The organism is Enterobacter sp. T2 (assembly GCF_010692925.1).
Taxonomy (GTDB): domain Bacteria; phylum Pseudomonadota; class Gammaproteobacteria; order Enterobacterales; family Enterobacteriaceae; genus Enterobacter; species Enterobacter kobei.
In genome coordinates, this window is sequence record NZ_CP048736.1 from 4,525,102 (window position 1) to 4,548,116 (window position 23,015).

Consider the following 23,015-nt stretch of genomic DNA (forward strand, 5'->3'; position numbering starts at 1 on the left):
TATTTTGCCAAATCAGAAAGTCTTTTTCAGAGTTTCCCTAGGCTGACAAGCCAAGCGCTGGATCGCAACCATCCATCACCTTATCCAGCTAGATCTGCCTCCTCCAATAAGTGCCGCACAAATCCCGGCGGGTGCAGATTTCCGGGAGGTTTGCGCCAGATCAGTTGGAGACGCTTTTCAAGCCCCGGGATGGGAAGAGCTACCAGCGCGCCACTGCGAACTTCGTCTTGTACTGCGGAAGCCATCACCAACGACACGCCGAGTCCCGCCCTCACTGCTTGTTTGACTGCCTCGGTGCTGCCTAGCTGCATACCGCTGCGAGGCACGCCCAGTTCGCCAAAGTATTCGGTCAGAAGCCGTCCGGTACCGCTACCCGGTTCACCTCCCAGCATCGGCAGGTCCACCAGACGATCACGTTCTATGCACCCTGCTTCAGCCAGCGCATGGTCGGGGCTGACGATAAGCACCAGCGGCTCGACCCGCCAGAGGCGGTGTTCGAAGTCGGGGTGAGGTAGCCACCATTCCATGATCGCGGCGTCGAGCTGGCCCGCCAGTAGCTGGTCGGCCACATCCGGGTTGGCGGCGATGCGCAGATCCACCTCGCCCCTCTCATTTGCGGTCGTCAGATAGTTGCGCACGAATGGCTGGAGAAGGTAGGTGCCGATGTTGGTGCTGGCCCCGACGCGCTCACGATTGCCATGCAGGGCTTCTAGCGCCCGGGCGTGCATGTCGAGCAAGGCGGTCGCATGCGGCATGAAGGCCAGCGCCCGTGTGGTAGGCTGGCAGCCGCTACGACTGCGCTGCACCAGCGTTACGCCGACCTGCTCTTCAAGCTTCTGCAAGTGCTGCGACACCGTCGGCTGGGCCAGCCCCAACGCCCTCGCCGCGCTCTGAAAACTGCCTGTTTGAACGATCGCTACCAGGCTCTTCAGCCAGACCGGATTCAACATGCGGCAGGCTCGGCCTTGGGCAGACGGTTCGCAGCGTTGATTGGGCGCGCACCTGCCAATACCTGGATGATGTTCTGCGCTGCACAACGTTCAATCTCCAGGCGCACCGCGCGCACTGCCGACCCTATGTGCGGAGTGAACAGCGTATTCGGATGCGCGAGCAGCGCAGGATCGATCAGCCGCGGCCGGTCCGCGCGAGCCCAGTCTTCCATTTCGAATACATCCGCCGCATACCCGCCGAGCTGGCCTCGCTCAAGCGCCGCGAGCACGGCGGCTTCATCCACTACCGAACCACGACAGGGGTTTACAAGCAGAGCGCCCGGCCGTACGAGGGCAAGCAGCTCGGCGTTGACCAGATGCTGGGTATCGGCATTCAAGGGAAGCGCCAGCAGGATGAAGTCCGAGCTGGCGAAGAGTTCGCTGCACGCCACCTGGCGCAGGCCGAGCCGTTGCTCGGTTTGTGTATCCAGAGCCTTCGCCTCGTGGTACTGCAGGGTCGCGCCCCATCCCTGCAAGCGCTCAGCCATGGCCAGTCCGATGGCGCCCATGCCAAGGATGCCGACCGTAGCGTTATCCAGCCCCGTGCCGTAGAACTGTGGTTGCCAGCCCTGGAACTCGCCAGAGCGGACGAACGCATCTGCTGCCCGCAGATGCCGCCCCAGCCCCACCGCCAGTCCGATCGCCAGCTCGGCAGTCGGGACCGTCAACAGATCAGGCACGAAGGTCAGCCAGACCCCGCGGGCAGTACAGGCGTCCACATCGAAATTGTCGAAGCCCTTGAGCGCGCAGCCGACTACACGCAGCTCAGGGCAGGCTTGAAGAAAGTCTGCATCGACCCGATCGGGCATGAACGCCATCATCGCCTGAGCATCGCGACAGCGGCGCAGAATTTCCTCGCGCGTCAGCGTGCTGTCGGTCTGGTTGGTCACCAGCTCGCAATGTGGCGCCAGCAGTTGCAGGATCTCATCGTGTACTCGGTGAGTTATAACGAGTTTCGGCAGCATGTTTTGTCCTATTTGAAACGTTTGCGCAGCACGCCACTGAAGGCGTCTACTAGCGTGACCATGGCCAGGATGACCAGCAGGATTGCTGCAACCTCCTGGTACTGCATGATGCGCAGCGAGCCCATGAGTTCGAAGCCGATACCGCCGGCGCCAACCATGCCCATCACGGTGGAGGCGCGAAAGTTGTATTCCCAGCGGTAGATCGCCACGTCGGCGAACTGCGGCGTCACCTGTGGCAAAACCGCGTGCAGCAGCACTTGCATCGGCGTAGCCCCCGCCGCCCGAGCGGCTTCCACCGGCGCTTCGTCGACGTGCTCGATGGCCTCGGCGAAGAACTTGCTGACCATGCCGACCGAATGCAGACCCAGGGCAAGCACGCCCGGCAAGGCGCCGAACCCTACGGCTGCAACGAAGATGATGCCCATGATCAGCTCCGGCACCGACCGCAGGGCATTGAGCAGCACCCGGGCAACACCGAACACAAGGGGGTGCGGCGCCGTATTGCGCGCTGCAACGAAGGCCACCACCAGCGAGAACACCACTGCGATGGCCGTACCGGCGATGCTCATCGCCAAGGTGTCGATCAAGGGGCGAATCCAGCTTCGATAGCCCGAAAAGTCTGGCGGCATGGCCTCGCCTGCCAGGGTCGCGATGGAGGGCAGCCCGTTCAGCAGCGTGGTGGCATCGAGCAGCCCCACGTACCAGCAGGCCAACAGCACCACTCCGAATACAATCGCCACCTGCCCCAGCTGGCGCCACCAACCGAGGCCGAAGCCTCGAAGGATGTGCTCGCGTTGCTCTGCAGGCAGCGCCTGCACGTCGTAATGAGTAGACATATCGGTGCTCACATCGTGGCGAAGTCGAGGCCGAGCAGCGATCCCATTTTGCGGATCACATCGTAGTCGGCGTCGGTGATTGGCGCGAAGGCCTCGGCCTTGAAGTTGCGCAGCACTTCGGGATCGTCGATACCGACGAATACATCCCGCACCTTGGTTTTCAGCTCGGGGCTCAGGTTCGAGCGCATCGCCCAGGGGTACTGGGGGTATTCGCCGCTGTAACCAAGTACTTTCACCTTGCTCGGATCGATTAGGCCACGTTCGACTACGTGATTGAAAATTACCTCCGACAGCCCACCCGCATCGGCGTTGCCGTTCGCCACGTTGACGGCAACGGCGTCATGCGTGCCCACAAAATATTCTTCGTAGTCCCGCCCACCCGTCAAACCGGCCGTCTCAAGAAGCACGGTTTTGGGAATCAAATGGCTGGACGTCGATGCCCGGTCACCATAGGCCATCTTCTTGCCCTTAAGGTCGGCATACTCATTCACGCCTGACGCCACATTGGCGATAATCACCGAGCGATAGGTCGGCTTGCCGTCGATGACCGTGACAGCGAAGGGCTCGATGTCGCTTTTGCTTTTGGCCATGACGTAGGACAGCGGACCGAAATACGCCAGGTCGATACGGCCAAAGCGCATCGCCTCAATCATCGAGGAATAGTCGGTGGTTACGATCAGCTGCACCTTCTTGTCCAGATGCTCTTCCAGATAATCCTTCAGCGGCTGGTTACGCTTGATCAGCTCGGAGGCGTTTTCGTCCGGCAGCAGGGCAACCTTTAGCACATCCGGATCGGCATCGGCCGCTAGGGCGGACAAACTTGAAACAGCGGACAGCAAGCAAGTCAATAAGAGCGCGGATAAGCGTTTCATCGGGACATCTCCAGTGAAGGTTCGAGCATGACAGGTGGTTCAGCCGGAGCATTCGCTGGCTGAGTCGTAGAGCGGCCTGCATAGATGCGCTCAAGCTGCGCATCGGTGAGTTCCGAGGGCGCGGCATCGAAAACGATCTGAGAATCGGCCAGCCCGACGACGCGATCGGCGAAGCGGCGGGCATATTCGAGTTGATGCAGCGAAACGATGGCGGTGATGCCGTCTTCCTTGCAGATGTCGCGCAGCAATCCGAGAACACGGACCGAAGTGGCCGGGTCGAGACTGGCTACCGGCTCATCGGCCAGAATGATCGCCGGCTGTTGCGCTAGCGCACGCGCGATGCCTACCCGCTGCTGCTGGCCACCGGACAGTTTGTCCACCCGGCTTAGCGCCTTGTCTGCCAGACCGACCCGAGCGAGGCAACTGAGCGCAATCTCCTGATCGGCACGCGGCAGAGGAAACAGCGAGCGGAGCGTGTTGTGAAAGGCCAGCCGACCGGTAAGCACATTAGCCAGTGCGCTTTGACGTTCGATTAGCTGGTGGTGCTGAAAGATCATGGCGGTACGCCGACGATGCTGACGCAAGGCCGAGCCGCTGCCGAGCTCACCGAGTTCGCTGGTGACACTGCCGCCAGTGGGCGTGACGAGTCGATTGAGACTACGGAGCAAGGTCGACTTGCCTGCGCCCGAGAGACCAAGCAGCACGGTGAACTCACCACGCCGAAATGCAATCGAGGTATCGCGTAGGGCTGTCACGCCGCCTGGATAGACGACGCTCAACCGGTCGACCCGCAGCACGGCGTCCTGTATTGGATGGGGCATCATTTGATCACCTTTTGCAATATTGCTGGCCGCACAATTGCGGTTCGCGATGCAAAGGATAGAAATTCCTTGTTAACGCACTGTTTCTAAAGGATGACATTTCGATGAATACTTCGAATCTGCCGTAGCGGGGCGGCAAGCGAAGCCGTGGAAGAACGGGCGCAACGTAGCGTCTTTCTTCACGCGGGATACAGGAGGCTTTGATTGATACTGCTGCGGATTCGCTACAGTAACGTTGGGCCAGAACGTAATGCCATCCAAGCAAGAGAGCGCACACTAGGGAAACTCTGAAAAAGACTTTCTGATTTGGCAAAATACCGCGCCCCCACCCACCGAGTTTCCCGATGAAGCAGATGACCTTCGCCGACGCCGAGTACGCTGGCAAGCGCAAGCAAACCCGCAAGGAGTTGTTCCTGATCGAGATGGATCGGGTGGTGCCGTGGAAGGGCTTGATTGCTTTGATCGAGCCACATTATCCGAAGGGTGAAGGTGGCCGTCCGGCCTACCCGTTGATGGCGATGCTGCGTGTGCATCTGCTGCAGAACTGGTTCGGCTACAGCGATCCAGCGATGGAGGAAGCGCTGTACGAAACCACGATCCTGCGCCAGTTTGCCGGGCTGAACCTGGAGCGCATCCCCGACGAAACCACCATTTGTTGGCGCTGATGGAAAATTGACCCACCCTGCCGATTGAAATTTGACCCAGGGCGGATTGCTGATTTTGTTACCAGCAACTGTGGATAAGTCTACCAGCGCAGCTGCTGTTGCCCCCACTCCTTCGCTAGCCCAGTTCAGTTGTTTAAGACCTGCCACACGCAGCCATGTAGCAGGCCGTCGTCGCCATGAAATCAGAACGGCTCATCGTATAAAATGTGGCAAAGAAAGGTGATGCCAGCGCCAGCGTTAACAGAACTAAGGCGAGCGGTATGAAGCGGTTGCCGGCGAAACTGCCATTGCCGATCGCCGTCATCGTGCGGAACATCTCACTTAGCGCCAGGATCATCATAAAACGGCACTGTTGCAAAGTTAGCGATGAGGCAGCCTTTTGTCTTATTCAAAGGCCTTACATTTCAAAAACTCTGCTTACCAGGCGCATTTCGCCCAGGGGATCACCATAATAAAATGCTGAGGCCTGGCCTTTGCGTAGTGCACGCATCACCTCAATACCTTTGATGGTGGCGTAAGCCGTCTTCATGGATTTAAATCCCAGCGTGGCGCCGATTATCCGTTTCAGTTTGCCATGATCGCATTCAATCACGTTGTTCCGGTACTTAATCTGTCGGTGTTCAACGTCAGACGGGCACCGGCCTTCGCGTTTGAGCAGAGCAAGCGCGCGACCATAGGCGGGCGCTTTATCCGTGTTGATGAATCGCGGGATCTGCCACTTCTTCACGTTGTTGAGGATTTTACCCAGAAACCGGTATGCAGCTTTGCTGTTACGACGGGAGGAGAGATAAAAATCGACAGTGCGGCCCCGGCTGTCGACGGCCCGGTACAGATACGCCCAGCGGCCATTGACCTTCACGTAGGTTTCATCCATGTGCCACGGGCAAAGATCGGAAGGGTTACGCCAGTACCAGCGCAGCCGTTTTTCCATTTCAGGCGCATAACGCTGAACCCAGCGGTAAATCGTGGAGTGATCGACATTCACTCCGCGTTCAGCCAGCATCTCCTGCAGCTCACGGTAACTGATGCCGTATTTGCAGTACCAGCGTACGGCCCACAGAATGATGTCACGCTGAAAATGCCGGCCTTTGAATGGGTTCATGTGCAGCTCCATCAGCAAAAGGGGATGATAAGTTTATCACCACCGACTATTTGCAACAGTGCCCATATAGTCATTCGTACCCTGAGAATTACACTTTGAAGTGATTCAGGGTATGCGCTTACTGGTTACGAATATTGAGCGAGAATCATGTGATGATCGCCGCTTTTCTTTCGAGCCAGTAGGTGCTCCACGTTCGCTAACGAATACTCAGGGCATGCAGATAAACTGCTGGCTATATTTCTTTCGAAGAGCGTGGAATGCATACCAATCCCCGATAAAAAGGAGTTGGTGATGACTGTGACTAATCAATTTGCTGCGCACGTTGGTCTGGACTGGGCTGATAAAAAACACGATGTCTGTGTTCAGTTTAAAAACGGTGAACGCGTATTCGATGTGATTGAACATACAGCAGAAGCGCTTGATGCCTGGCTTACTGAGTTACACCAGAAAGTAAAAGGTAGAATCGCAATAGCTCTCGAACTGAAGAAGGGCCCCGTGGTATATGCTCTTCAAAAATACCCCTTTATCACCGTTTTCCCCGTCCACGCATTGTCCCTGGCTCGTTATCGGCAAGCCTTCTCGCCCAGCGGCGCTAAAGATGATCCGCAGGATGCCGAGCTGGCATTAGAGTTAATGCTGCGTTACCCCCAGAAGATAAAAGCTATTGAACCCGACAATGCGGATATTCGCTTACTTCAGCAACTGGTTGAGCAACGTCGTCAGTTGGTTGAAGATAAACGACGCTTTGTGAACCGGATAATCAACACGCTTAAACAGTATTATCCTCAGCCACTGGAGTGGTTCTCACATCGGGGTAGCTTACTGTTGTGTGAGCTGATTATCCGGTGGCCCAGTCTGCAACAACTGAAACGAGCCAGACGCGACACGATCCGCAACTTTCTGAATGCCAAAGGTGGTCGCGCTATGGCCCTTACCGAGCAACGTGTTGCGAGTATTGATAATGCGATCCCATTGACTACAGACCCGAGTGTTATAGAGGCTAATGCTTTGATGGCAGCAGCACTGGCGACACAAATTAAAGTCGTGAGTGAAATCATCAAAACCTATGACGAACGAATCGAAACGCTGTTTGACACATTGCCAGATGCGGGGCTGTTCAAATCACTTCCGGGCATGGGACCGTGCATGGGCCCACGGATGCTTGCTGCACTTGGTGATAACCGTGACCGGTTTAACAGCGCTGAAGAAATTCAAAACTACGCAGGTATAGCACCGGTGACCGAACGAAGCGGCCAAAAATCCTGGGTTCACTGGCGATGGCAATGTGCCAAGTTCGTCAGGCAGACCTTTGTTGAATGGGCTGCCAAGACGGTTAATTCATCATACTGGGCCAAACTGTATTATCAGGGCCTCAGAGAAAAGGGCAAATCTCATCAGTCTGCGATCCGGGCACTGGCGTTCAAATGGATAAGGATCATTTACCGCTGCTGGAAGGCCAGAACCTGTTATGACGAAGCGAAATATTTGCTGGCTCTCGAAGCGAGACACTCGCCCTTACTGAAGCCATAAAAAGCTTGTCGAATGTCTCAGGGCGTGAAGCGGACATTGCAGACTGCCCAGTAGAAAAAGTGCTATCAGAATTATCTAAAGGAAGATCGTATTTACCATGTCTCATTCTAACTGTTTAATAAATTACAAAAATTAAAATTTCCATTTAATATCATCGCGTTAAGCAAGAGAATTAAACCTCTCATTTAATTTATGATTCTTATTTAATTCATGAGTTGGTGTAAAAATAGGTTGCCGCACTATAGAAAGACACATATTTAAACCCAGCAGGAAATCATATTTGAAAGTAATGTGTTTAAGGGGCTGCGTAACAAGAACAGCAAGTAAACACATAGTAATAACAGTTACCATTCCCATTTCGCAAGTGGCCATATCAGAGGTGAACTAATGCCTGCTGCAATTTTAAGAATTAAGGTTATCCTAATAATTCTTTTGTATGATTAAGATCATCGATAAATTTACTAAGGACTCATTAATGAAATTGCGACTCTGGAATCTATTACCCCATGATTACGCTCCTTTTTTTCGTATTCTTCACATCATTGTGGCATTTCTAATATTATCACAAATTATTAACTCTAATCTGACAGAGACCGAAGCAATTGGTGAACATAGTCTTGAAGGAGTTATAACCTGGATGCACATTATTTCAGGGTTAGGACTGATTATTTGTGGTTTTATTATGTTAAGTTGGATGCTTACTCAAAGAGGTTTTACTTATTATTTTTCATGGGTAGGGCTTGACTTTAGTGGTATTAAGCAAGATATAAAAACGTTGACTAGTTTCCGACTGCCCGATGCACATTCGGGAGGTATTGCCAGTACAATCCAAGGATTTGGAGTTCTAGCATTGCTAATTGTAGCACTTTCAGGTGGCCTATGGTTCTTGTTGAATACCATGCAGTCAAATCTGGCTGAAACAGTAATCCACTGGCATAAGTTCTTTACTACTTTCATTGAGGTCTATTTTTATGCACATGGTGCAATGGGAGTTTTGCATATTTTAATTGAAAAATATAAAAGCCGCTCAGTTAACCTAAGTGACTAATCTGTTGTGAGATAATATTACTTCAAGTTGAAGAAAACCCTAAAAATAAAATTTAGTTTACTAGAAGATGAAACAGCACTTGCAGAGACTTTTTAATTAAATTTAATAAAAACGAAAAAATATTCATGGCGAAATGATTGTTTAATTATCTATCATGGATAGAAATGTGAGTTAGTCGTCCTATTTTAGGAAGTTAATAATGACTAAAACAAAAGGGTTACCTCGTCCGCTGACGCACTACGCTTGGCTTTCCATTGCCACGGCTATTGCCACTATCGGACTCAAAGGTGTGGCGTGGAAAATGACCGGTTCGGTCGGTCTGCTATCTGATGCCATCGAATCCGTAGTTAACCTCGCAGGAGCCCTAATGGCGCTCTGGATGCTGACCTTGGCTGCGCTTCCGGCCGATGAGAACCATGCATATGGGCACGGCAAAGCCGAATATTTCTCGAGTGCTTTCGAAGGATTTCTGATCCTATTGGCGGCAGCCAGTATCGCCTATACCGCAGTTGAGCGGATGTTAACTCCACAGCCGCTTGAGGAGATTGGTCTCGGATTACTGGTTTCAACAGTCGCATCAATCCTTAATTTTGTGACGGCTCGCATTTTGTTAAGGGCTGGCAGGCAGCACAACTCTATCACTCTTGAGGCAGATGCTCATCACCTGCTGACCGATGTCTGGACGTCGGTCGGTGTCATTTTTGGTGTCGGACTGGTTTATCTGACCGGCTGGTTTTGGGTCGATCCGATCGTTGCATTGCTGGTCGCAGCCAACATCGTTTGGACTGGTTATCAGCTTATGAGTCGTTCAGCTGCAGGTCTGATGGACGTATCGCTACCCACGGAAGAACTCAAAAAAATCGAGTCACTGCTGGCAGGATATCGTGAACAGGGGCTTGATTTCCATGCACTACGTACACGCCAGGCTGGCGGGCGGGCGTTTATGACAATGCACATCCTAGTTCCTGGGCGATGGACTGTTCAATATGGGCACGACTGGGCCGAGCGTATAGAGAATGATATCCGCACCGCACTGCCTTTTATCCATATCACCACTCATGTGGAACCGTTGGAAGATCCCGCGTCAATGAACGACCAAACGCTCGACATTTCTGATCACTAAACTAACCACATGTCGCTGGTCGGGCAGGGTAACAAACCTCGCTCTACAAAAATTTCAGGTATTCTCTATAATTCTGAGGGGCACTGTTGCAAAGTTAGCGATGAGGCAGCCTTTTGTCTTATTCAAAGGCCTTACATTTCAAAAACTCTGCTTACCAGGCGCATTTCGCCCAGGGGATCACCATAATAAAATGCTGAGGCCTGGCCTTTGCGTAGTGCACGCATCACCTCAATACCTTTGATGGTGGCGTAAGCCGTCTTCATGGATTTAAATCCCAGCGTGGCGTTGATTATCCGTTTCAGTTTGCCATGATCGCATTCAATCACGTTGTTCCGGTACTTAATCTGTCGGTGTTCAACGTCAGACGGGCACCGGCCTTCGCGTTTGAGCAGAGCAAGCGCGCGACCATAGGCGGGCGCTTTATCCGTGTTGATGAATCGTGGGATCTGCCACTTCTTCACGTTGTTGAGGATTTTACCCAGAAACCGGTATGCAGCTTTGCTGTTACGACGGGAGGAGAGATAAAAATCGACAGTGCGGCCCCGGCTGTCGACGGCCCGGTACAGATACGCCCAGCGGCCATTGACCTTCACGTAGGTTTCATCCATGTGCCACGGGCAAAGATCGGAAGGGTTACGCCAGTACCAGCGCAGCCGTTTTTCCATTTCAGGCGCATAACGCTGAACCCAGCGGTAAATCGTGGAGTGATCGACATTCACTCCGCGTTCAGCCAGCATCTCCTGCAGCTCACGGTAACTGATGCCGTATTTGCAGTACCAGCGTACGGCCCACAGAATGATGTCACGCTGAAAATGCCGGCCTTTGAATGGGTTCATGTGCAGCTCCATCAGCAAAAGGGGATGATAAGTTTATCACCACCGACTATTTGCAACAGTGCCCCCCGGTGATAGCGCAAAACAGTGCTCCGGAGCGGGATACCCCGTCCGTCATACCGTCACAGGAAACGAAGGCGGCGGGTGTTCAACGCAACCAGATGGTGATTACGCTTAAGCCAAACGAAGCCGCAGAGATTAAACTCGACATGCGTAAGGATGCGCAGGTGAGTTATCAATGGACAAGCTCCGGACCGGTTAACGTTGATGCCCATGGTGATCCGACCAATGCGCCGAAGGGGTTCTATCACGGTTACGGGAAAGATCGCCAGATCACCGCCAAAGTGGGGATTATCCAGGCGGCTTTCGACGGAAAGCATGGCTGGTTCTGGCGCAACCGTGGCACGAAGAGCGTCACGATCCGTCTGGATACCAACGGCCAGTACATGACGATTAAACGCGTTATTTAATCTGCCAACCCGGGCTTGCCCGGGTTTTTCGCCTCCGTTCAGCCCCTTTTATTTCTGCTCCTGCCCGGAAGAATGCTTGCCTTTGCTCATCCGCTTCTTTAACATTCCTTATCCCCCTGGGGGGATGTGGCGAGGCGAATATTCCCATCGCCCGGAGAAGAGGAGGAAATCATGTCAGTTCACACTTCACACCCCGACATCATTAAAAGGCTGAAACGTGCCGCAGGGCATCTGAAGAGCACTATCCAGATGCTCGAAGACGAAAAACCGTGCCTGGATATCGCCCAGCAGTTGTCCGCTGTGGAAAAGGCGATAACGAATGCCAAGCGAACGCTTATTCATGATCACCTGGACCATTGTCTGGAACATGCCCTGGAAGACAGCCAGCATGCATCTGACACGTCGCTCAGCGAATTTAAAGAGATAACCAGGTACCTTTGAGGTAAGAGAAAATGACCGATTTTTCTGCGTTGTTACAGCAGGGCGTGGCCAACGCATGGCTGTTTGTTCCCAGCGCCATTTTGCTCGGTGCGCTTCACGGTCTTGAGCCGGGACATTCCAAAACCATGATGGCCGCTTTTATTGTCGCTATCCGGGGAACCGTCAGACAGGCTGTCATGCTGGGCCTGGCTGCCACGCTTTCCCATACGGCCATCGTCTGGATGATTGCGCTGGGCGGGATGTATATCAGCCGGAAATTCACCGCTGAATCAGCCGAACCCTGGTTTCAGCTGATTTCCGCCGTCATTATTCTCGGCACTGCGGCATGGATGTTCTGGCGGACATGGAGCGGTGAACGTCTGTGGAAACTGGAGCAGGAAGAAGAACATGCGCACGGGCATCATGAGCATGACGAAACGCGGATTATTGATACCGGCCACGGTAAAGTCGAACTCTCTATTTTTGAAGAAGGCCAGCTGCCGCACTGGCGTTTTCGTACCCTGAGCGGTCAGAACTGGCAAACCCGGGATGTCTCACTGGTGACAAACCGGGGTAAAGGCACCTTTTCGCAGGTCTTCGATTTTGTCGAGAAAGACGGCTTCATGGAGTCCACACAGGCTATCCCGGAGCCGCACAGCTTTGAGGTTCGTCTGACGTTAGGTCATCGCGGTCATGTTCATGACTACGACGTGACATTTCATGAACACGAACACGAACATTCAGCGCTCGAAGGACTGGATGCCTCCTCAAAGGAATACCAGGATGCGCATGAAAAAGCCCATGCTAACGATATTAAAAAACGCTTCGCCAACCGGAATGTGACCACCGGTCAGATAATCCTGTTTGGGCTGACAGGCGGGCTGATCCCGTGTCCGGCTGCCATTACGGTCCTTCTGCTTTGTATTCAGGTGAAAGAGTTTTCACTCGGGGCCGCGCTGGTTTTATGCTTCAGTATTGGCCTGGCAATCACGCTGGTCACGGTGGGTGCCGCAGCGGCCTACAGTGTGCGACAGGCCACAAAGCGCTGGCGTGGATTTGATACCCTGGCGCGTCGGGCTCCCTATTTCTCCAGCGTGCTGATTGCCCTGGTGGGAATTTATATGGGCTATCACGGCTGGTCAGGGATTATGCAATAACCCTTGCGTATTCGTCCCGGCAGTCGCCGGGGCGTTGCACTAAGTTCTCCGAAGCAGATGTAAAACCAGTCAGACAATCTCGCACCCACTATTTCAATAGTTACAGCTATCCCGTCTATACCACTTTGGTTCCTGCCTGCCCTTCGGCAGTACAAATGTTCGCCTTAACGAATGGAAGGGACTTCCCCTGATTATGCGCCTGATTAACTCTTGTGCAATCATGGGGTACACATCGTCCCGGAGGAATTCGTTATGACTATCACGACTGTCGGTATCGATCTTGCTAAAAATGTGTTTGCTGTTCACGGTGTTGATCAAAATGGTAGAACTGTTCTGGTTAAGCCTAAAGTATCGCGTGCTGCACTTCCTGAGTTAATTGCAAGTTTGCCTCCCTGTGTTATCGGGATGGAAGCATGCTCCGGGGCTCACTACTGGGCAAGATTGTTTCGGCAGTATGGTCATGAGCCACGTCTGATGGCTGCTAAGTTTGTATCGCCTTATCGTATGGCCGGAAAATCAGGAAAAAATGATGCAGCTGATGCTCAGGCTATCTGTGAAGCTGTTCGTCGTCCGCATATGCGGTTCGTACCAGTGAAAGACGAAAGCCAGCAGGCCATGCAGTGTTTACATCGTACCCGTCAGGGTTTTATCGAAGAGAAAACAGCAACGTATAATCGTCTGCGAGGATTGATATCTGAATTCGGTGTCATCGCGCCACAAAGTGCTGATGCCCTGCGCCACATGGTTTCTGTGCAGAAGAGCTCTTTACCGCTTCAGGTTCAGCAATGTGTTGATGATTTGATGGAACACGTTGATCGCATTGAAGCTAACATCACTGAATATGACCGAATTTTGTCCCACATAGCCAAAACAGATCATCGCAGTCAGCGGCTGATGGAGCTAAAGGGCGTTGGTCCCACAACGGCCTGTGCACTGGTCGCCAGTATCGGTAATGCACATGATTTTAAAAATGGACGTCAACTGGCAGCCTGGCTGGGGCTGACGCCATCACAATACAGCAGCGGGGGAAAGTCGAAACTCGGCAGGATCACAAAAGCCGGTGATTCGTATCTGCGAACGCTTCTGGTTCAGGGGGCTCGTTCAGTGCTTATTGGCGCCGGGAAAAGGACTGACTCATTCAGCCGTTGGGTTTGTATGTTGGTTGAGCGCAGAGGGTACTGGCGGGCTGTTGTGGCCATCGCCGCCAAAAATGCGCGGCTGTGTTGGGCATCACTACATTACGGTGATGATTTCCGGCTGTACTCAGTCAACTAAAGCTCGAAGCTGTATAACCATCTGACCTGCAATTCGTTGATGATAAAGGGTTAGACCCCGTGAGGCCTATCTGGCTATTGTACAGGATATACGTATCCGCTTAACGAACAAGAACCTCACGCGCGTCTTTCATCAGGGCCCGAATCGATGACGATTCATCATGGCCGTTTATAGTACCGCAGTCTCTCCCCTTTATTTTTACTGAAGAGCAGACAGAAACCATAAATACCGGCTTTGACATGCCGGGGAAGTCCTTATAGTACAATATTTTCCGTTTCCCAAACGGAGCCCTCATACACAGGTGGTAACCCCCAGGGATACTCGATGAGTGATAATTTATTCCTGCCCCAGTCAAAATATATAACCTTATCTAATTAGCTTTCTTAGTATTTTATAAATGAAGTGAAATTAGCGAAGAAGTTTTACATTGGAAAGTGAGCAAATATATTTACCATTCAACTGGCAAAATTTACAATCTGTAGCCCTTAGCCTGAGAAAATGCTCATTAACAGAATAATAATCAAGTCCGATAGAGGCATAACTTACGTCCTCAAAAAGATAAGCAATAAAGGAGTTGAAATTACAAAAATTAATTTCACTTAACATCTTGAACACCGCAGAAATATATCTATCATGCATTATCTTGACTTCGATAACCTTAGATAAACTTGAATGCGACTTACATTTGAAGAGATCAAAGAGAAAGTAAATCAGCATATTTTTATTGTCCGAAATCCATTTTAAAATTTTATTACGGGCACATGGTAATATATACACTGGATTTTTGAAAGGGTTTGAAACGTCAACCACAAGGGAACAATAACCATGAGGATTTATTCCACTTATAATTAAATCACTAAGTCCTTTCACTGCATTCAAATAGTTATCAAAACAAACCTCATATAAACTGGTACTATGAACTGCACATTTAGATTCAAACAACCATCTATGACGCAGATAACCAATGCCTTTAGAGTGTATATCTTCAACAATACATTTGTGACAGTAACGAATGTTTGAGATGTTTACCAATGGATATGAATTAGTTATGTGTAAATTATTTCGACAGGCATCTTCAACAGCGTTAAAATACCCGTAAACACCAGAAGATAACGACACTATATTGGAAGTTAGTATATAACCATTTCTAGTGGCAAGAATGTCATATATATCCTGCAAGCTATGCAATTTGTACATATCAATCAGTTCGAACCGAGGAAAGGCATCGTACCTTAGTGCGCCATGCTTTGATATTATGTTCCTGCAATTGGATAAGTTATACATTATCTGTGAACGCAGAAGAAAACTGTGCCACAATTCATTTTCGTAAACCATATAACTCCCTCTTATTTAATTAGTTCCATTTTTCTGAGAAGTATCATTGTCATTGGTAGTTTATCTCTGTATTTTAAAAGCCAGCCATGCCCTCCCAGTAAAGCATCTAGACTTGTAAGTGACATCGAGTACTGCCCCTGAGATAAAACATCATTTATTAATGATGATGAGATAATATCTCTCTCGCTCCAGTCTACTCTTTTATTTTTATAGCATCGTATTGTTTTAGGAAGACAGGAATTAAGCCAGTCACATTCATGTTTATTTAGCCAATAGAAACTTGCATAACAACTTTCTTTGACTAACTTTCGTGTTATAGAAACGGATTGATTATGTATAAATCTTAATATCTTCTGCTTATGACGCCGTCTTAAAGAATCTTTTTTACATTTTTTACGCCATGAGCATAAACCGTAACAAGATGAAATTACAGAGGATACAGCTCCTTCCGATAATGAGTTTTTCTCAGCTATGGATGCCAGACTAAACCCCCTTACAGCCATAGACTTGATAAGCAATTCAGTGAATATATTAATTTTTGTGTTTCGCTTAAACGTCCTCAGGTATTTTTTATAAATAAGTGTTTTAATGTAACATCTGCTGCGACTAAATTCCTTCCCAAGGTTGCTAACACTAGTATTATTTTCAGTTATATGAAAACTGTATTTCTTATGACTTTTAAAGGTTTCTTTCTTTTTATTAGTACGACTTCCTGCATACGTTGGCCAGCAAGTATTTAACAAACAATAACAAAGCAAAAGATGCTTTGTGGGATGCTGACAACATTTGTCTTTGAGTATAGGCTCCCAGTAGTGATAATCAGTTAGGGAAGTTGGTAAAAGCTCCGATGAACCCTCCCCAAATAACTGGCACTTAGCATAAACATGTGCGTAGAATACATTTTTCTTTAAATTTCCATCCAATGATAATAAATTCAACTTTTTAAGTACATCCATGTAATTGGGGTGTGTAATATCTTTTCTTCTGATTATATTTATGGACTCATAACAAAACTTAGCAAAATCGAAGTCTATCTCATTGCTAAGTTGTTCTGTATACGAAACAGGAGGCATCAGTCCAATACGTATGTGCGGTGAAGAAGGGACATGGATGCTTTCAAGCGCTACCGGATGCCGATGGCAGGTTGTAACCCCATGAAGCTGATGCGCCAGATGCCAATAAGTAACACCATAATGAAAAGTATCTTCACGAGCGCAAACCGGGCAAAACTTCAATAGTGTGCGCTGCCCTAGTGAAAAATTACTAAGGCGGCACAATCGATTAAGCCTGGCAGGGGTCGTGTTGAAATCCATAATTTCATTACGACTGATTGGTAGTGCCCAGGCAAAAAGAGGGAGTAAAGTCTGTTCATGCCAGAGCTGATCTGCACTTTCGGATGTATGAAGAGAAATAGCCTTTAATCCTGAATTGAGAATTGGATGGACGTTCATATCAGGTTTGTTGAAAATGATCGTTAACAGAGAAGATGGGGACATACCGTACACGGTAGTTGTCCGACAAAACCGGCTGAACAAGGATTCATCAGGCAAAACAGGCAACATTCTCATTTCCCACACCTCTTTTTGACCGTTACGAACTGTTACCTCATTACAATTTATTAAGTGGATCTATATTTATAAGCCCGCAACGCTGAAGAGCATCGTAGGTATTTTTCTTTTCAGCTGTTCTGTTGATAACAAGATCGTGGTCAAGAGACAGTATTTTCTCGTCGAAATTGCGCAAAACCTCGTCTATTTTTCCTACGAATTCCTTGTGCTGTGGCCTGTCTATATCCCCAGGGATCAAAGCCTTTAGGGACTTCTCTGCCATGATTTTAGCCGAAGCATCACCCTCATTAGATGAAGAGAGCCATTTAGCTTCCTCATCTTCAGTCGCGGCCCCCGGGAGTAAAGTACCCTTATATTCCTCCGTATGACTCACGAGTACCGGTACAGAGGCCGACAAGACTGCACCAGTGATGATTTCATTGCCGCTACCGATAACCTTTAATTGTGCCCCCCGATAAATCATCTGAGCCAATCCAATGTTGCCTTTAGATAAAATGAATAATTTTTTGTTTAACTCATCATTTAATGGAGTTTCAACATTTGTCCATTGTAATGGCCATAAATAATGAATAAACGATTGCCAGTCTTGTGAATCGTATCTAACATTCTTAATTTTCATGTAACCACCAGACTCTGCCCGCCTGGCAATTCTCATTTTCTTTGTCAGCGTCTCGTCAAAAGGATGATTTCCACAAAAAACCATAGATACCCCCATGGAATCTACAATTTCATGTAAAAAATCAATCAACTTACTCTCCCCCCCGGTTCTTGAAAATTTAAGCCTCTGCATTTCATCAATAACAAGGATACCCAAAAATGATGATTTAATTCTTTGTGCAATCTGGCGAGCCAGAGCACCATTTCTAATCTCAGGTGCAGTTCGTTCAATACCAATTGCATCATCTAATTTTTGTAAAATCTCTTCACAAAGGTCTCTCACACTTGAATTGTATGGACAATTAATCTTTACCCATACGATTTGCTTACTGAAGCCGGGAAAAACTCCTTTATAGCTGCTGTGTTCTATAATCTGAGGGAAATGATCCATGACTTGCTCAATCATGGTAGTTTTTCCAGAACCACTCATTCCAACTATCGTAATGGTTTCAGCCTGGGATTTAAAATATCCACTTTCGGGTTCAATATCAGGACGCTCATTTCCATAGTAATGAAGATATTGAATTGTTCCGCTTTTTAAAGGATTACGAGCTGCATAGCTTTCCCTAAGTGCCCGTAAAATCATTTTATAAGCCTGGATAAGATTGGTTTGAGGGCAACGGAATTTCTTTATACGTTCGACATACTGCTCTCTAACATTCGCCGGGGCAGTCCAGCGGATTTTTTCGTCAATTTCGGGGAAATAACTCATTTCCAGAAGTACTTCATCTTCCGTAAGCGCTTCAGGAAGTGCTTCAATTAAGGGATTGCCACGATACTCAGGTAACTCCTGTTCTTTATATATCGCTGAAACGCTCCGTATAAGGTTCATTATTCTGCGTCCTCAGTCTTCTTCTTACCTTTTAACCATCTTTGTTTCTCCTCCCGGCCAGGCAAAAGCAGAACATTACTGGATGAAGGAAGTAGGGGTTCAGATCTTCCATTAGCAACATGAGTTCGCCCTAATGAATCAAGTTCATTTTTCCTGTTCTTTTTAATATCTTTACCATGTACCCGGCGAGATTCGTATATTTCATTTAATCTTTCGTTACCTTTCCTGTTAAATTCATCTTTATTATTGATATTGCTGAGCGAATCCAGAGTAAATAAATTAATTTCTTTTTGAGTATCTACCCAATCAGCCATTACATCTGTATCAAGATGAGTTTTTCCTTTAAATACATCTCTTTTCTTAAGTAGGTAATGTTTTTTGAAAATGCTATTTTTGTCAAATCTTACATATATATAATCTACGCAATTGTCATCTATTCTTGCTTCACAAGTGGTTCTTCCAAATACTCTGGCACCTGATGCAATTTCAGGATCACATTCATAAAAAAGATTATTGTACTGAATCCCACCGGCGGTAATGTTAGCGTTCACAGGGATTAACAATCGTGCGATCACTTCGTCGGCCCCAACGGCTCTTGCGCTGAATCTCCCGTGCTTTAAGCTTATCATCCAACTATTTTTTGGTGATATTACGAGATCATTTTCAATCAGTAAGGGATTGATATAAGCCAGTTCTTCATACGTTCTCTGATTATGTGCAAGTATCTCCCGAATCAGTAAAGACGTGACCTCCTGAATCGTTAAACAAGCCCTGGATTGCGGTGTTGGCTCTCCTTTAACAATCTTTCCCCTTCGTGTTGTTCCAATAAGCCTATGAATAACCTCATCATTCATAATGCCGAAACAGCGTTCAACAATGCTTTTTCTGTCGCCTCTACCGACTGGCGCAAACTCAAGTTTTGTCAGGGGGTCATCTCTTCCTGAGGTTTAAGACCAATCATCTCCCCGTTGTCACACATCAATGTTAATGGAATATGAGAACAAGGCCAATCATCATCAGTAATAGAGATTCCAAATAATCTACAATATTCTTTTTTTGGCATAAAGCAATTTGCTAACGCTTGTCGGGCGGCTCGCCATGAAGCATGATATAAAGAAACATGAAGGCCAACAATCATTCTTGTTGCACGATCCACCACTGTATAAATAGTAGGACGCCCAATGACTTTTCGTCTGTTTAAACTCGAAATAAGATGTACATCAGCGACAGTTGAGTCTATTTCGAATACATCACCCGGCAAAACAGTTGTATTAGCCACACTACCTAAAAGCGCCCGCATTTTGAGGTCTATTTCTTTTTTCGTGTTCTTCTTATTTATCGAGAAATCTTTAGTGAAGAGTTTTTTATTCCAGTATGAAAATTGTTTTAAAGAAGGAACATATGGAGCTCTATTTTCTAGGTTTGCTGTTTTAATTTCATCCCTAAAATACAAATCAATATGTCTCTCTAATGTTTTCTTTATCGTATCTCCGTTAACTTTATAATGATACGTAATGAGAGATTTTCTAATATTATTTATATCTCTTTCATTAAGAATGAAAACACGTGATCGTTCATTAGGTAATGCTCTGTTTTTTTTGGAATTCCCAAGTTTAATTTCATGTTTGATTCTACTTTTCCCAGCGGCGCCACAGTTCGAGAATGCGGGTAGCAATGCATAAATATCCTGCCCATGTCGCCAGTACAACGCCAGAAGCGTTCTGATAGTATATTGTGATATTTTTTTATTTCTGGAGTAATCCATTAAAAGGTGAGACTTTTTATGTAATGCATAGTCAAACAGAAACATTCTGTCATCTACAAGATCTTTAATGATATTGTAATTTTCATCTCGCCTTCCTCTGTCTTCATCTGTTATTTTTTTCTCATCTACTAACATATATGAAGGGTATATATAATCTTTACAAGTTATGCTATTTGATTCAATATAATATTTAAACATTGAAAATGAGAAAGGGATTGGCTTACCCGTTCTTTCTGATTTTATTTTAAACAAAATTAACAAGTCAACCTTTCTGTCAAAATCCAAAACACGGTAAAGTCCCTCTGCAAGCAAATCAGTGCCTTGAGAGAGCCAGACTGAATTCCTAATAATATCCATTTGCGTTCAGTCCTATATAGTGGTCATTGGAAATTATCTTTATCAGACCGGTTTCGAGTATTGGATATGATAAATCAACATTTATCATTTTTAATCCAATCATTGCCTGCAATAACATCATCGCTTCTTGTGCATCTACCCCAAAGATTGATGAAATCATTGCTCGTAGTCCTACTATGGGATAAACATCTGGTTTAAGCTTCCATAGGATTTTATCAAGAGGATATTTATCATAAAATTCAGAACCATCTCTTAATACAGAAGTAGCCCAGCAAATGTTTTTACCGACGACGTTATTGAGTTCCGAGCCAACATAAATTTGAAAATCAACATCAATCAACTGCCAAAACATCCTCTCTATTTCAAGTTTTTGGGCTTCGCGTTCAGGTATGCTCTCGTTATGTTTTACTGCTATAGCTTTGTATCGAAGTCCGCCTTCAGGAGTTCTCAAGGTCAGTAAAAAATCGGTTGTCATAACATTCAGAACTTCGACAGGTACTCCTCTTACTCCCCTCACCATAGGATGTTGAAAATGTAGATGATTTGCTATTTGTTGGGTAAGCCGGAGAGGAAAGAGTGGGAATTGTTCCCGGATATCAATCACCGAGTCATTAAACTCAGCCAGATAGAAAAAGTTACTTTCGACAGAAGAAAGGAGATGATGGTTTCGAAACGTCTTAAGGCCAAAGACTATCGAACGGTTTCCACGGGATTTAACGTCCTGAGCTCTAAGCCAGGGCTGATAACTTTGGCCATAGCCCACTCCTATGCCGTCACCTAGCGCATTTTCATAATCCAAATAGGATTTGAGACGCCTACCCCTACCCATGATCGTACCCAAAAAACGACATTGATACGTACCTATATGTGCATTTTATAGTCTCCAACCCTATAACCACACATTCAGTAAGTATACAACATTAGCGTCGTTTTTTGAGAATGGTTACAACTTTAGTGCTTTGTGTACAACTTTATTGTCCTCGGACATCGGCCAGCGCCTGCGCACACGCCCAGGCACTTGCCCACGCCCACTGGAAGTTATACCCGCCGAGCCAGCCGGTGACGTCCATCACTTCGCCGATAAAGTAGAGCCCCGGCACGTTGCGGGCTTCCATGGTGCGCGAGGAGAGTTCATTTGTATCAACGCCGCCCAGCGTCACTTCCGCCGTGCGGTACCCCTCGGTGCCGTTTGGCTGAACGCGCCAGTTTGTCAGCGTCTCCACCAGCGTCTCTTGCTCGCGGCTGTTCAATTGCTTAAGCGATACGTCCGGGATCTGCCCCAGCACCTGAAGGCACTCCACCAGACGTTTTGGCAGCTGCATCGCCAGCGTGTTTTTCAGGCTCTGATTCGGGTGCGCCTCGCGCTGCTCGTTGAGGAACGCGTCCAGGTCGCAGTCCGGCACCAGATTCACCGTGACAAATTCACCCGGCTGCCAGTAGCTGGAGATTTGCAGTACCGCCGGGCCAGAGAGCCCCCGATGGGTAAAGAGCAGGTTTTCACGGAATACCGTCCCGTCTTCGGCAGTCATGACGGAAGGAACGGAGACGCCAGAAAGCGTCTGAAGCTGTTCAAGAAGGGGTTTGTGCAGCGTGAACGGCACCAGACCCGCGCGCGTGGGCAGTACCTTAAGACCAAACTGCTCGGCAATCTTATAGCCGAACGGGGACGCGCCCAGACCCGGCATAGAGAGGCCACCGCTGGCGATGACCAGATTATCAGCACTGACGGTTTCACCGTTCAGCTGCAGCGTGTACCCCTGTTCGTCGCGGGCGACCTCCAGCACTTCCGTGCGCAGACGCATCACCACGCCGCCCTTCTCGCACTCGGCGACCAGCATATCGACAATCTGCTGCGCGGAGTCGTCGCAGAACAGCTGTCCCAGCGTCTTTTCATGCCACGCGATGCCGTGCTTGCCCACCAGGTCGATAAAGTCCCACTGGGTGTAACGCGCCAGTGCAGATTTGCAAAAATGACGGTTTTGGCTCAAATACGCCGCGGGTTCGACATAAAGATTGGTGAAGTTACAACGCCCGCCGCCCGACATCAGGATCTTGCGGCCAGGCTTTTTTCCGTTGTCCAGTAACAGCACACGACGACCCGCCTGTCCGGCCATCGCCGCACAAAACATACCCGCCGCACCGGCGCCAATTACCACGGCATCAAACCTTTCCACGTCAAAATCCTCTTCGTTAACTGCCGCGGATTGTAAAGTTTCCTCTGTGGTCACACCAGCGTAAAAAGTTCTTACAAAGCCATTCCATTGAAATTTAACGATTATCCCTTCAAGCACTTTTCTCAAATCAGGTGGTATGTCAAAAAAAGTCTATATTTCACTTTGCCCGTTGCGCATTTGTCCTGGATAATGCGCCGCGTTCATGTCCTCAAAATGGCGTA

Annotated in this window: 20 protein-coding genes and 2 pseudogenes; 8 read left to right on the plus strand and 14 right to left on the minus strand. The window is 48.5% G+C overall.

Going from position 1 to position 23,015, the window contains the following annotated elements; translation table 11 throughout:
- Positions 1 to 80: 80 nt before the first annotated feature.
- From G0034_RS21705 to phnC, 5 genes are read right to left on the minus strand one after another with little or no spacing between them, the layout of a single operon-like run.
- Positions 81 to 950, minus strand: coding sequence for a LysR family transcriptional regulator (locus tag G0034_RS21705; RefSeq protein ID WP_004152692.1), 870 nt, complete (start codon positions 948 to 950; stop codon positions 81 to 83).
- Positions 944 to 1,954 (minus strand): phosphonate dehydrogenase PtxD, encoded by a 1,011-nt coding sequence (gene ptxD / locus G0034_RS21710; RefSeq protein WP_004152693.1) that lies wholly within the window; start codon positions 1,952 to 1,954, stop codon positions 944 to 946. The genes G0034_RS21705 and ptxD overlap by 7 nt, the downstream gene beginning before the upstream one ends.
- An 8-nt stretch (positions 1,955 to 1,962) precedes the next feature.
- Positions 1,963 to 2,790 carry a phosphonate ABC transporter, permease protein PhnE gene (gene phnE, locus G0034_RS21715; RefSeq protein WP_004152694.1) on the minus strand — a complete coding sequence of 276 codons (828 nt, stop codon included), beginning with the start codon at positions 2,788 to 2,790 and terminating at the stop codon, positions 1,963 to 1,965.
- Between the two features lie 8 nt (positions 2,791 to 2,798).
- On the minus strand, positions 2,799 to 3,662 hold the full coding sequence (gene phnD, locus G0034_RS21720) for a phosphate/phosphite/phosphonate ABC transporter substrate-binding protein (protein ID WP_004152695.1): 864 nt from the start codon (positions 3,660 to 3,662) through the stop codon (positions 2,799 to 2,801).
- On the minus strand, positions 3,659 to 4,486 hold the full coding sequence (gene phnC / locus G0034_RS21725; protein ID WP_012637488.1) for a phosphonate ABC transporter ATP-binding protein: 828 nt from the start codon (positions 4,484 to 4,486) through the stop codon (positions 3,659 to 3,661). The genes phnD and phnC overlap by 4 nt, the downstream gene beginning before the upstream one ends.
- 341 nt (positions 4,487 to 4,827) lie before the next feature.
- Here phnC and G0034_RS21730 point away from each other — a divergent pair.
- A pseudogene (locus G0034_RS21730) lies at positions 4,828 to 5,136 on the plus strand (IS5/IS1182 family transposase); the annotation flags it as partial.
- Positions 5,137 to 5,281: 145 nt separating this feature from the next.
- Here the strand turns inward: G0034_RS21730 and G0034_RS21735 are convergent.
- Positions 5,282 to 5,488, minus strand: coding sequence for a hypothetical protein (locus G0034_RS21735; RefSeq protein WP_063151275.1), 207 nt, complete (start codon positions 5,486 to 5,488; stop codon positions 5,282 to 5,284).
- A gap of 57 nt (positions 5,489 to 5,545) precedes the next feature.
- The gene (locus G0034_RS21740) at positions 5,546 to 6,250 is read right to left on the minus strand and encodes an IS6-like element IS26 family transposase (RefSeq protein ID WP_001067855.1); all 705 of its coding nucleotides are present in this window, start codon (positions 6,248 to 6,250) and stop codon (positions 5,546 to 5,548) included.
- Positions 6,251 to 6,541: 291 nt separating this feature from the next.
- On the opposite strand from G0034_RS21740, the gene G0034_RS21745 reads away from it, so the two are divergent.
- From G0034_RS21745 to G0034_RS21755, 3 genes are all read left to right on the plus strand, one after another.
- Complete coding sequence (locus G0034_RS21745; RefSeq protein ID WP_000219087.1) at positions 6,542 to 7,780, plus strand: IS110-like element ISEsa2 family transposase; 1,239 nt, start codon at positions 6,542 to 6,544, stop codon at positions 7,778 to 7,780.
- A 475-nt stretch (positions 7,781 to 8,255) separates the two neighbouring features.
- On the plus strand, positions 8,256 to 8,828 hold the full coding sequence (locus G0034_RS21750; RefSeq protein WP_001515348.1) for a cytochrome b/b6 domain-containing protein: 573 nt from the start codon (positions 8,256 to 8,258) through the stop codon (positions 8,826 to 8,828).
- 199 nt (positions 8,829 to 9,027) lie between these two features.
- Entirely contained in the window at positions 9,028 to 9,951 is a 924-nt protein-coding gene (locus tag G0034_RS21755) for a cation diffusion facilitator family transporter (protein ID WP_000167917.1), read from the plus strand.
- A 131-nt stretch (positions 9,952 to 10,082) separates the two neighbouring features.
- Here the strand turns inward: G0034_RS21755 and G0034_RS21760 are convergent, their stop codons facing one another.
- Positions 10,083 to 10,787, minus strand: a complete 705-nt coding sequence (locus G0034_RS21760) for an IS6-like element IS26 family transposase (RefSeq protein ID WP_001067858.1) — start codon at positions 10,785 to 10,787, stop codon at positions 10,083 to 10,085.
- Here G0034_RS21760 and G0034_RS21765 point away from each other — a divergent pair.
- The 4 genes from G0034_RS21765 (at position 10,778) to G0034_RS21780 (ending at position 14,106) form a co-directional block, all read left to right on the plus strand.
- Positions 10,778 to 11,254: a hypothetical protein gene (locus G0034_RS21765; protein ID WP_259820075.1), complete on the plus strand. Its 477-nt coding sequence runs from the start codon at positions 10,778 to 10,780 to the stop codon at positions 11,252 to 11,254. The genes G0034_RS21760 and G0034_RS21765 overlap by 10 nt on opposite strands.
- Before the next feature lie 171 nt (positions 11,255 to 11,425).
- Positions 11,426 to 11,695, plus strand: a complete 270-nt coding sequence (locus G0034_RS21770; protein ID WP_004118036.1) for a metal-sensing transcriptional repressor — start codon at positions 11,426 to 11,428, stop codon at positions 11,693 to 11,695.
- An 11-nt stretch (positions 11,696 to 11,706) separates the two neighbouring features.
- Positions 11,707 to 12,831, plus strand: a complete 1,125-nt coding sequence (locus G0034_RS21775; protein ID WP_004118031.1) for a nickel/cobalt efflux protein RcnA — start codon at positions 11,707 to 11,709, stop codon at positions 12,829 to 12,831.
- A gap of 252 nt (positions 12,832 to 13,083) precedes the next feature.
- Positions 13,084 to 14,106, plus strand: a complete 1,023-nt coding sequence (locus tag G0034_RS21780; RefSeq protein ID WP_000156887.1) for an IS110 family RNA-guided transposase — start codon at positions 13,084 to 13,086, stop codon at positions 14,104 to 14,106.
- 408 nt (positions 14,107 to 14,514) lie between these two features.
- Here G0034_RS21780 and G0034_RS21785 read toward each other — a convergent pair whose 3' ends face one another.
- From G0034_RS21785 to G0034_RS21810, 6 genes and pseudogenes are all read right to left on the minus strand, one after another.
- Entirely contained in the window at positions 14,515 to 15,441 is a 927-nt protein-coding gene (locus G0034_RS21785) for a hypothetical protein (RefSeq protein WP_179121262.1), read from the minus strand.
- An 11-nt stretch (positions 15,442 to 15,452) separates the two neighbouring features.
- The gene (locus tag G0034_RS21790; RefSeq protein ID WP_052684080.1) at positions 15,453 to 17,009 is read right to left on the minus strand and encodes a TnsD family Tn7-like transposition protein; all 1,557 of its coding nucleotides are present in this window, start codon (positions 17,007 to 17,009) and stop codon (positions 15,453 to 15,455) included.
- A gap of 40 nt (positions 17,010 to 17,049) precedes the next feature.
- On the minus strand, positions 17,050 to 18,498 hold the full coding sequence (locus G0034_RS21795) for an ATP-binding protein (protein ID WP_045269650.1): 1,449 nt from the start codon (positions 18,496 to 18,498) through the stop codon (positions 17,050 to 17,052).
- Positions 18,498 to 20,620, minus strand: a pseudogene (locus G0034_RS21800) (TnsB C-terminal domain-containing protein). Before G0034_RS21800 ends, G0034_RS21795 begins: the two are co-directional and overlap by 1 nt.
- Positions 20,607 to 21,449: a TnsA endonuclease N-terminal domain-containing protein gene (locus G0034_RS21805; RefSeq protein WP_045269648.1), complete on the minus strand. Its 843-nt coding sequence runs from the start codon at positions 21,447 to 21,449 to the stop codon at positions 20,607 to 20,609. Before G0034_RS21805 ends, G0034_RS21800 begins: the two are co-directional and overlap by 14 nt.
- 142 nt (positions 21,450 to 21,591) lie before the next feature.
- A complete protein-coding gene (locus tag G0034_RS21810) occupies positions 21,592 to 22,794 on the minus strand; it encodes a BaiN/RdsA family NAD(P)/FAD-dependent oxidoreductase (protein WP_058690723.1) in 1,203 nt (400 codons plus the stop codon).
- Positions 22,795 to 23,015 lie beyond the last annotated feature (221 nt).

What these genes read in the sequence shown, in the direction of transcription:
- G0034_RS21705 (WP_004152692.1), bottom strand. Translation starts at nt 950, where the DNA reads ATGTTGAATCCGGTCTGGCTGAAGAGCCTGGTAGCGATCGTTCAAACA.
- ptxD (WP_004152693.1), bottom strand. Translation starts at nt 1,954, where the DNA reads ATGCTGCCGAAACTCGTTATAACTCACCGAGTACACGATGAGATCCTG.
- phnE (WP_004152694.1), bottom strand. Translation starts at nt 2,790, where the DNA reads ATGTCTACTCATTACGACGTGCAGGCGCTGCCTGCAGAGCAACGCGAG.
- phnD (WP_004152695.1), bottom strand. Translation starts at nt 3,662, where the DNA reads ATGAAACGCTTATCCGCGCTCTTATTGACTTGCTTGCTGTCCGCTGTT.
- phnC (WP_012637488.1), bottom strand. Translation starts at nt 4,486, where the DNA reads ATGATGCCCCATCCAATACAGGACGCCGTGCTGCGGGTCGACCGGTTG.
- G0034_RS21735 (WP_063151275.1), bottom strand. Translation starts at nt 5,488, where the DNA reads ATGATGATCCTGGCGCTAAGTGAGATGTTCCGCACGATGACGGCGATC.
- G0034_RS21740 (WP_001067855.1), bottom strand. Translation starts at nt 6,250, where the DNA reads ATGAACCCATTCAAAGGCCGGCATTTTCAGCGTGACATCATTCTGTGG.
- G0034_RS21745 (WP_000219087.1), top strand. Translation starts at nt 6,542, where the DNA reads ATGACTGTGACTAATCAATTTGCTGCGCACGTTGGTCTGGACTGGGCT.
- G0034_RS21750 (WP_001515348.1), top strand. Translation starts at nt 8,256, where the DNA reads ATGAAATTGCGACTCTGGAATCTATTACCCCATGATTACGCTCCTTTT.
- G0034_RS21755 (WP_000167917.1), top strand. Translation starts at nt 9,028, where the DNA reads ATGACTAAAACAAAAGGGTTACCTCGTCCGCTGACGCACTACGCTTGG.
- G0034_RS21765 (WP_259820075.1), top strand. Translation starts at nt 10,778, where the DNA reads ATGGGTTCATGTGCAGCTCCATCAGCAAAAGGGGATGATAAGTTTATC.
- G0034_RS21760 (WP_001067858.1), bottom strand. Translation starts at nt 10,787, where the DNA reads ATGAACCCATTCAAAGGCCGGCATTTTCAGCGTGACATCATTCTGTGG.
- G0034_RS21770 (WP_004118036.1), top strand. Translation starts at nt 11,426, where the DNA reads ATGTCAGTTCACACTTCACACCCCGACATCATTAAAAGGCTGAAACGT.
- G0034_RS21775 (WP_004118031.1), top strand. Translation starts at nt 11,707, where the DNA reads ATGACCGATTTTTCTGCGTTGTTACAGCAGGGCGTGGCCAACGCATGG.
- G0034_RS21780 (WP_000156887.1), top strand. Translation starts at nt 13,084, where the DNA reads ATGACTATCACGACTGTCGGTATCGATCTTGCTAAAAATGTGTTTGCT.
- G0034_RS21785 (WP_179121262.1), bottom strand. Translation starts at nt 15,441, where the DNA reads ATGGTTTACGAAAATGAATTGTGGCACAGTTTTCTTCTGCGTTCACAG.
- G0034_RS21790 (WP_052684080.1), bottom strand. Translation starts at nt 17,009, where the DNA reads ATGAGAATGTTGCCTGTTTTGCCTGATGAATCCTTGTTCAGCCGGTTT.
- G0034_RS21795 (WP_045269650.1), bottom strand. Translation starts at nt 18,498, where the DNA reads ATGAACCTTATACGGAGCGTTTCAGCGATATATAAAGAACAGGAGTTA.
- G0034_RS21805 (WP_045269648.1), bottom strand. Translation starts at nt 21,449, where the DNA reads ATGGGTAGGGGTAGGCGTCTCAAATCCTATTTGGATTATGAAAATGCG.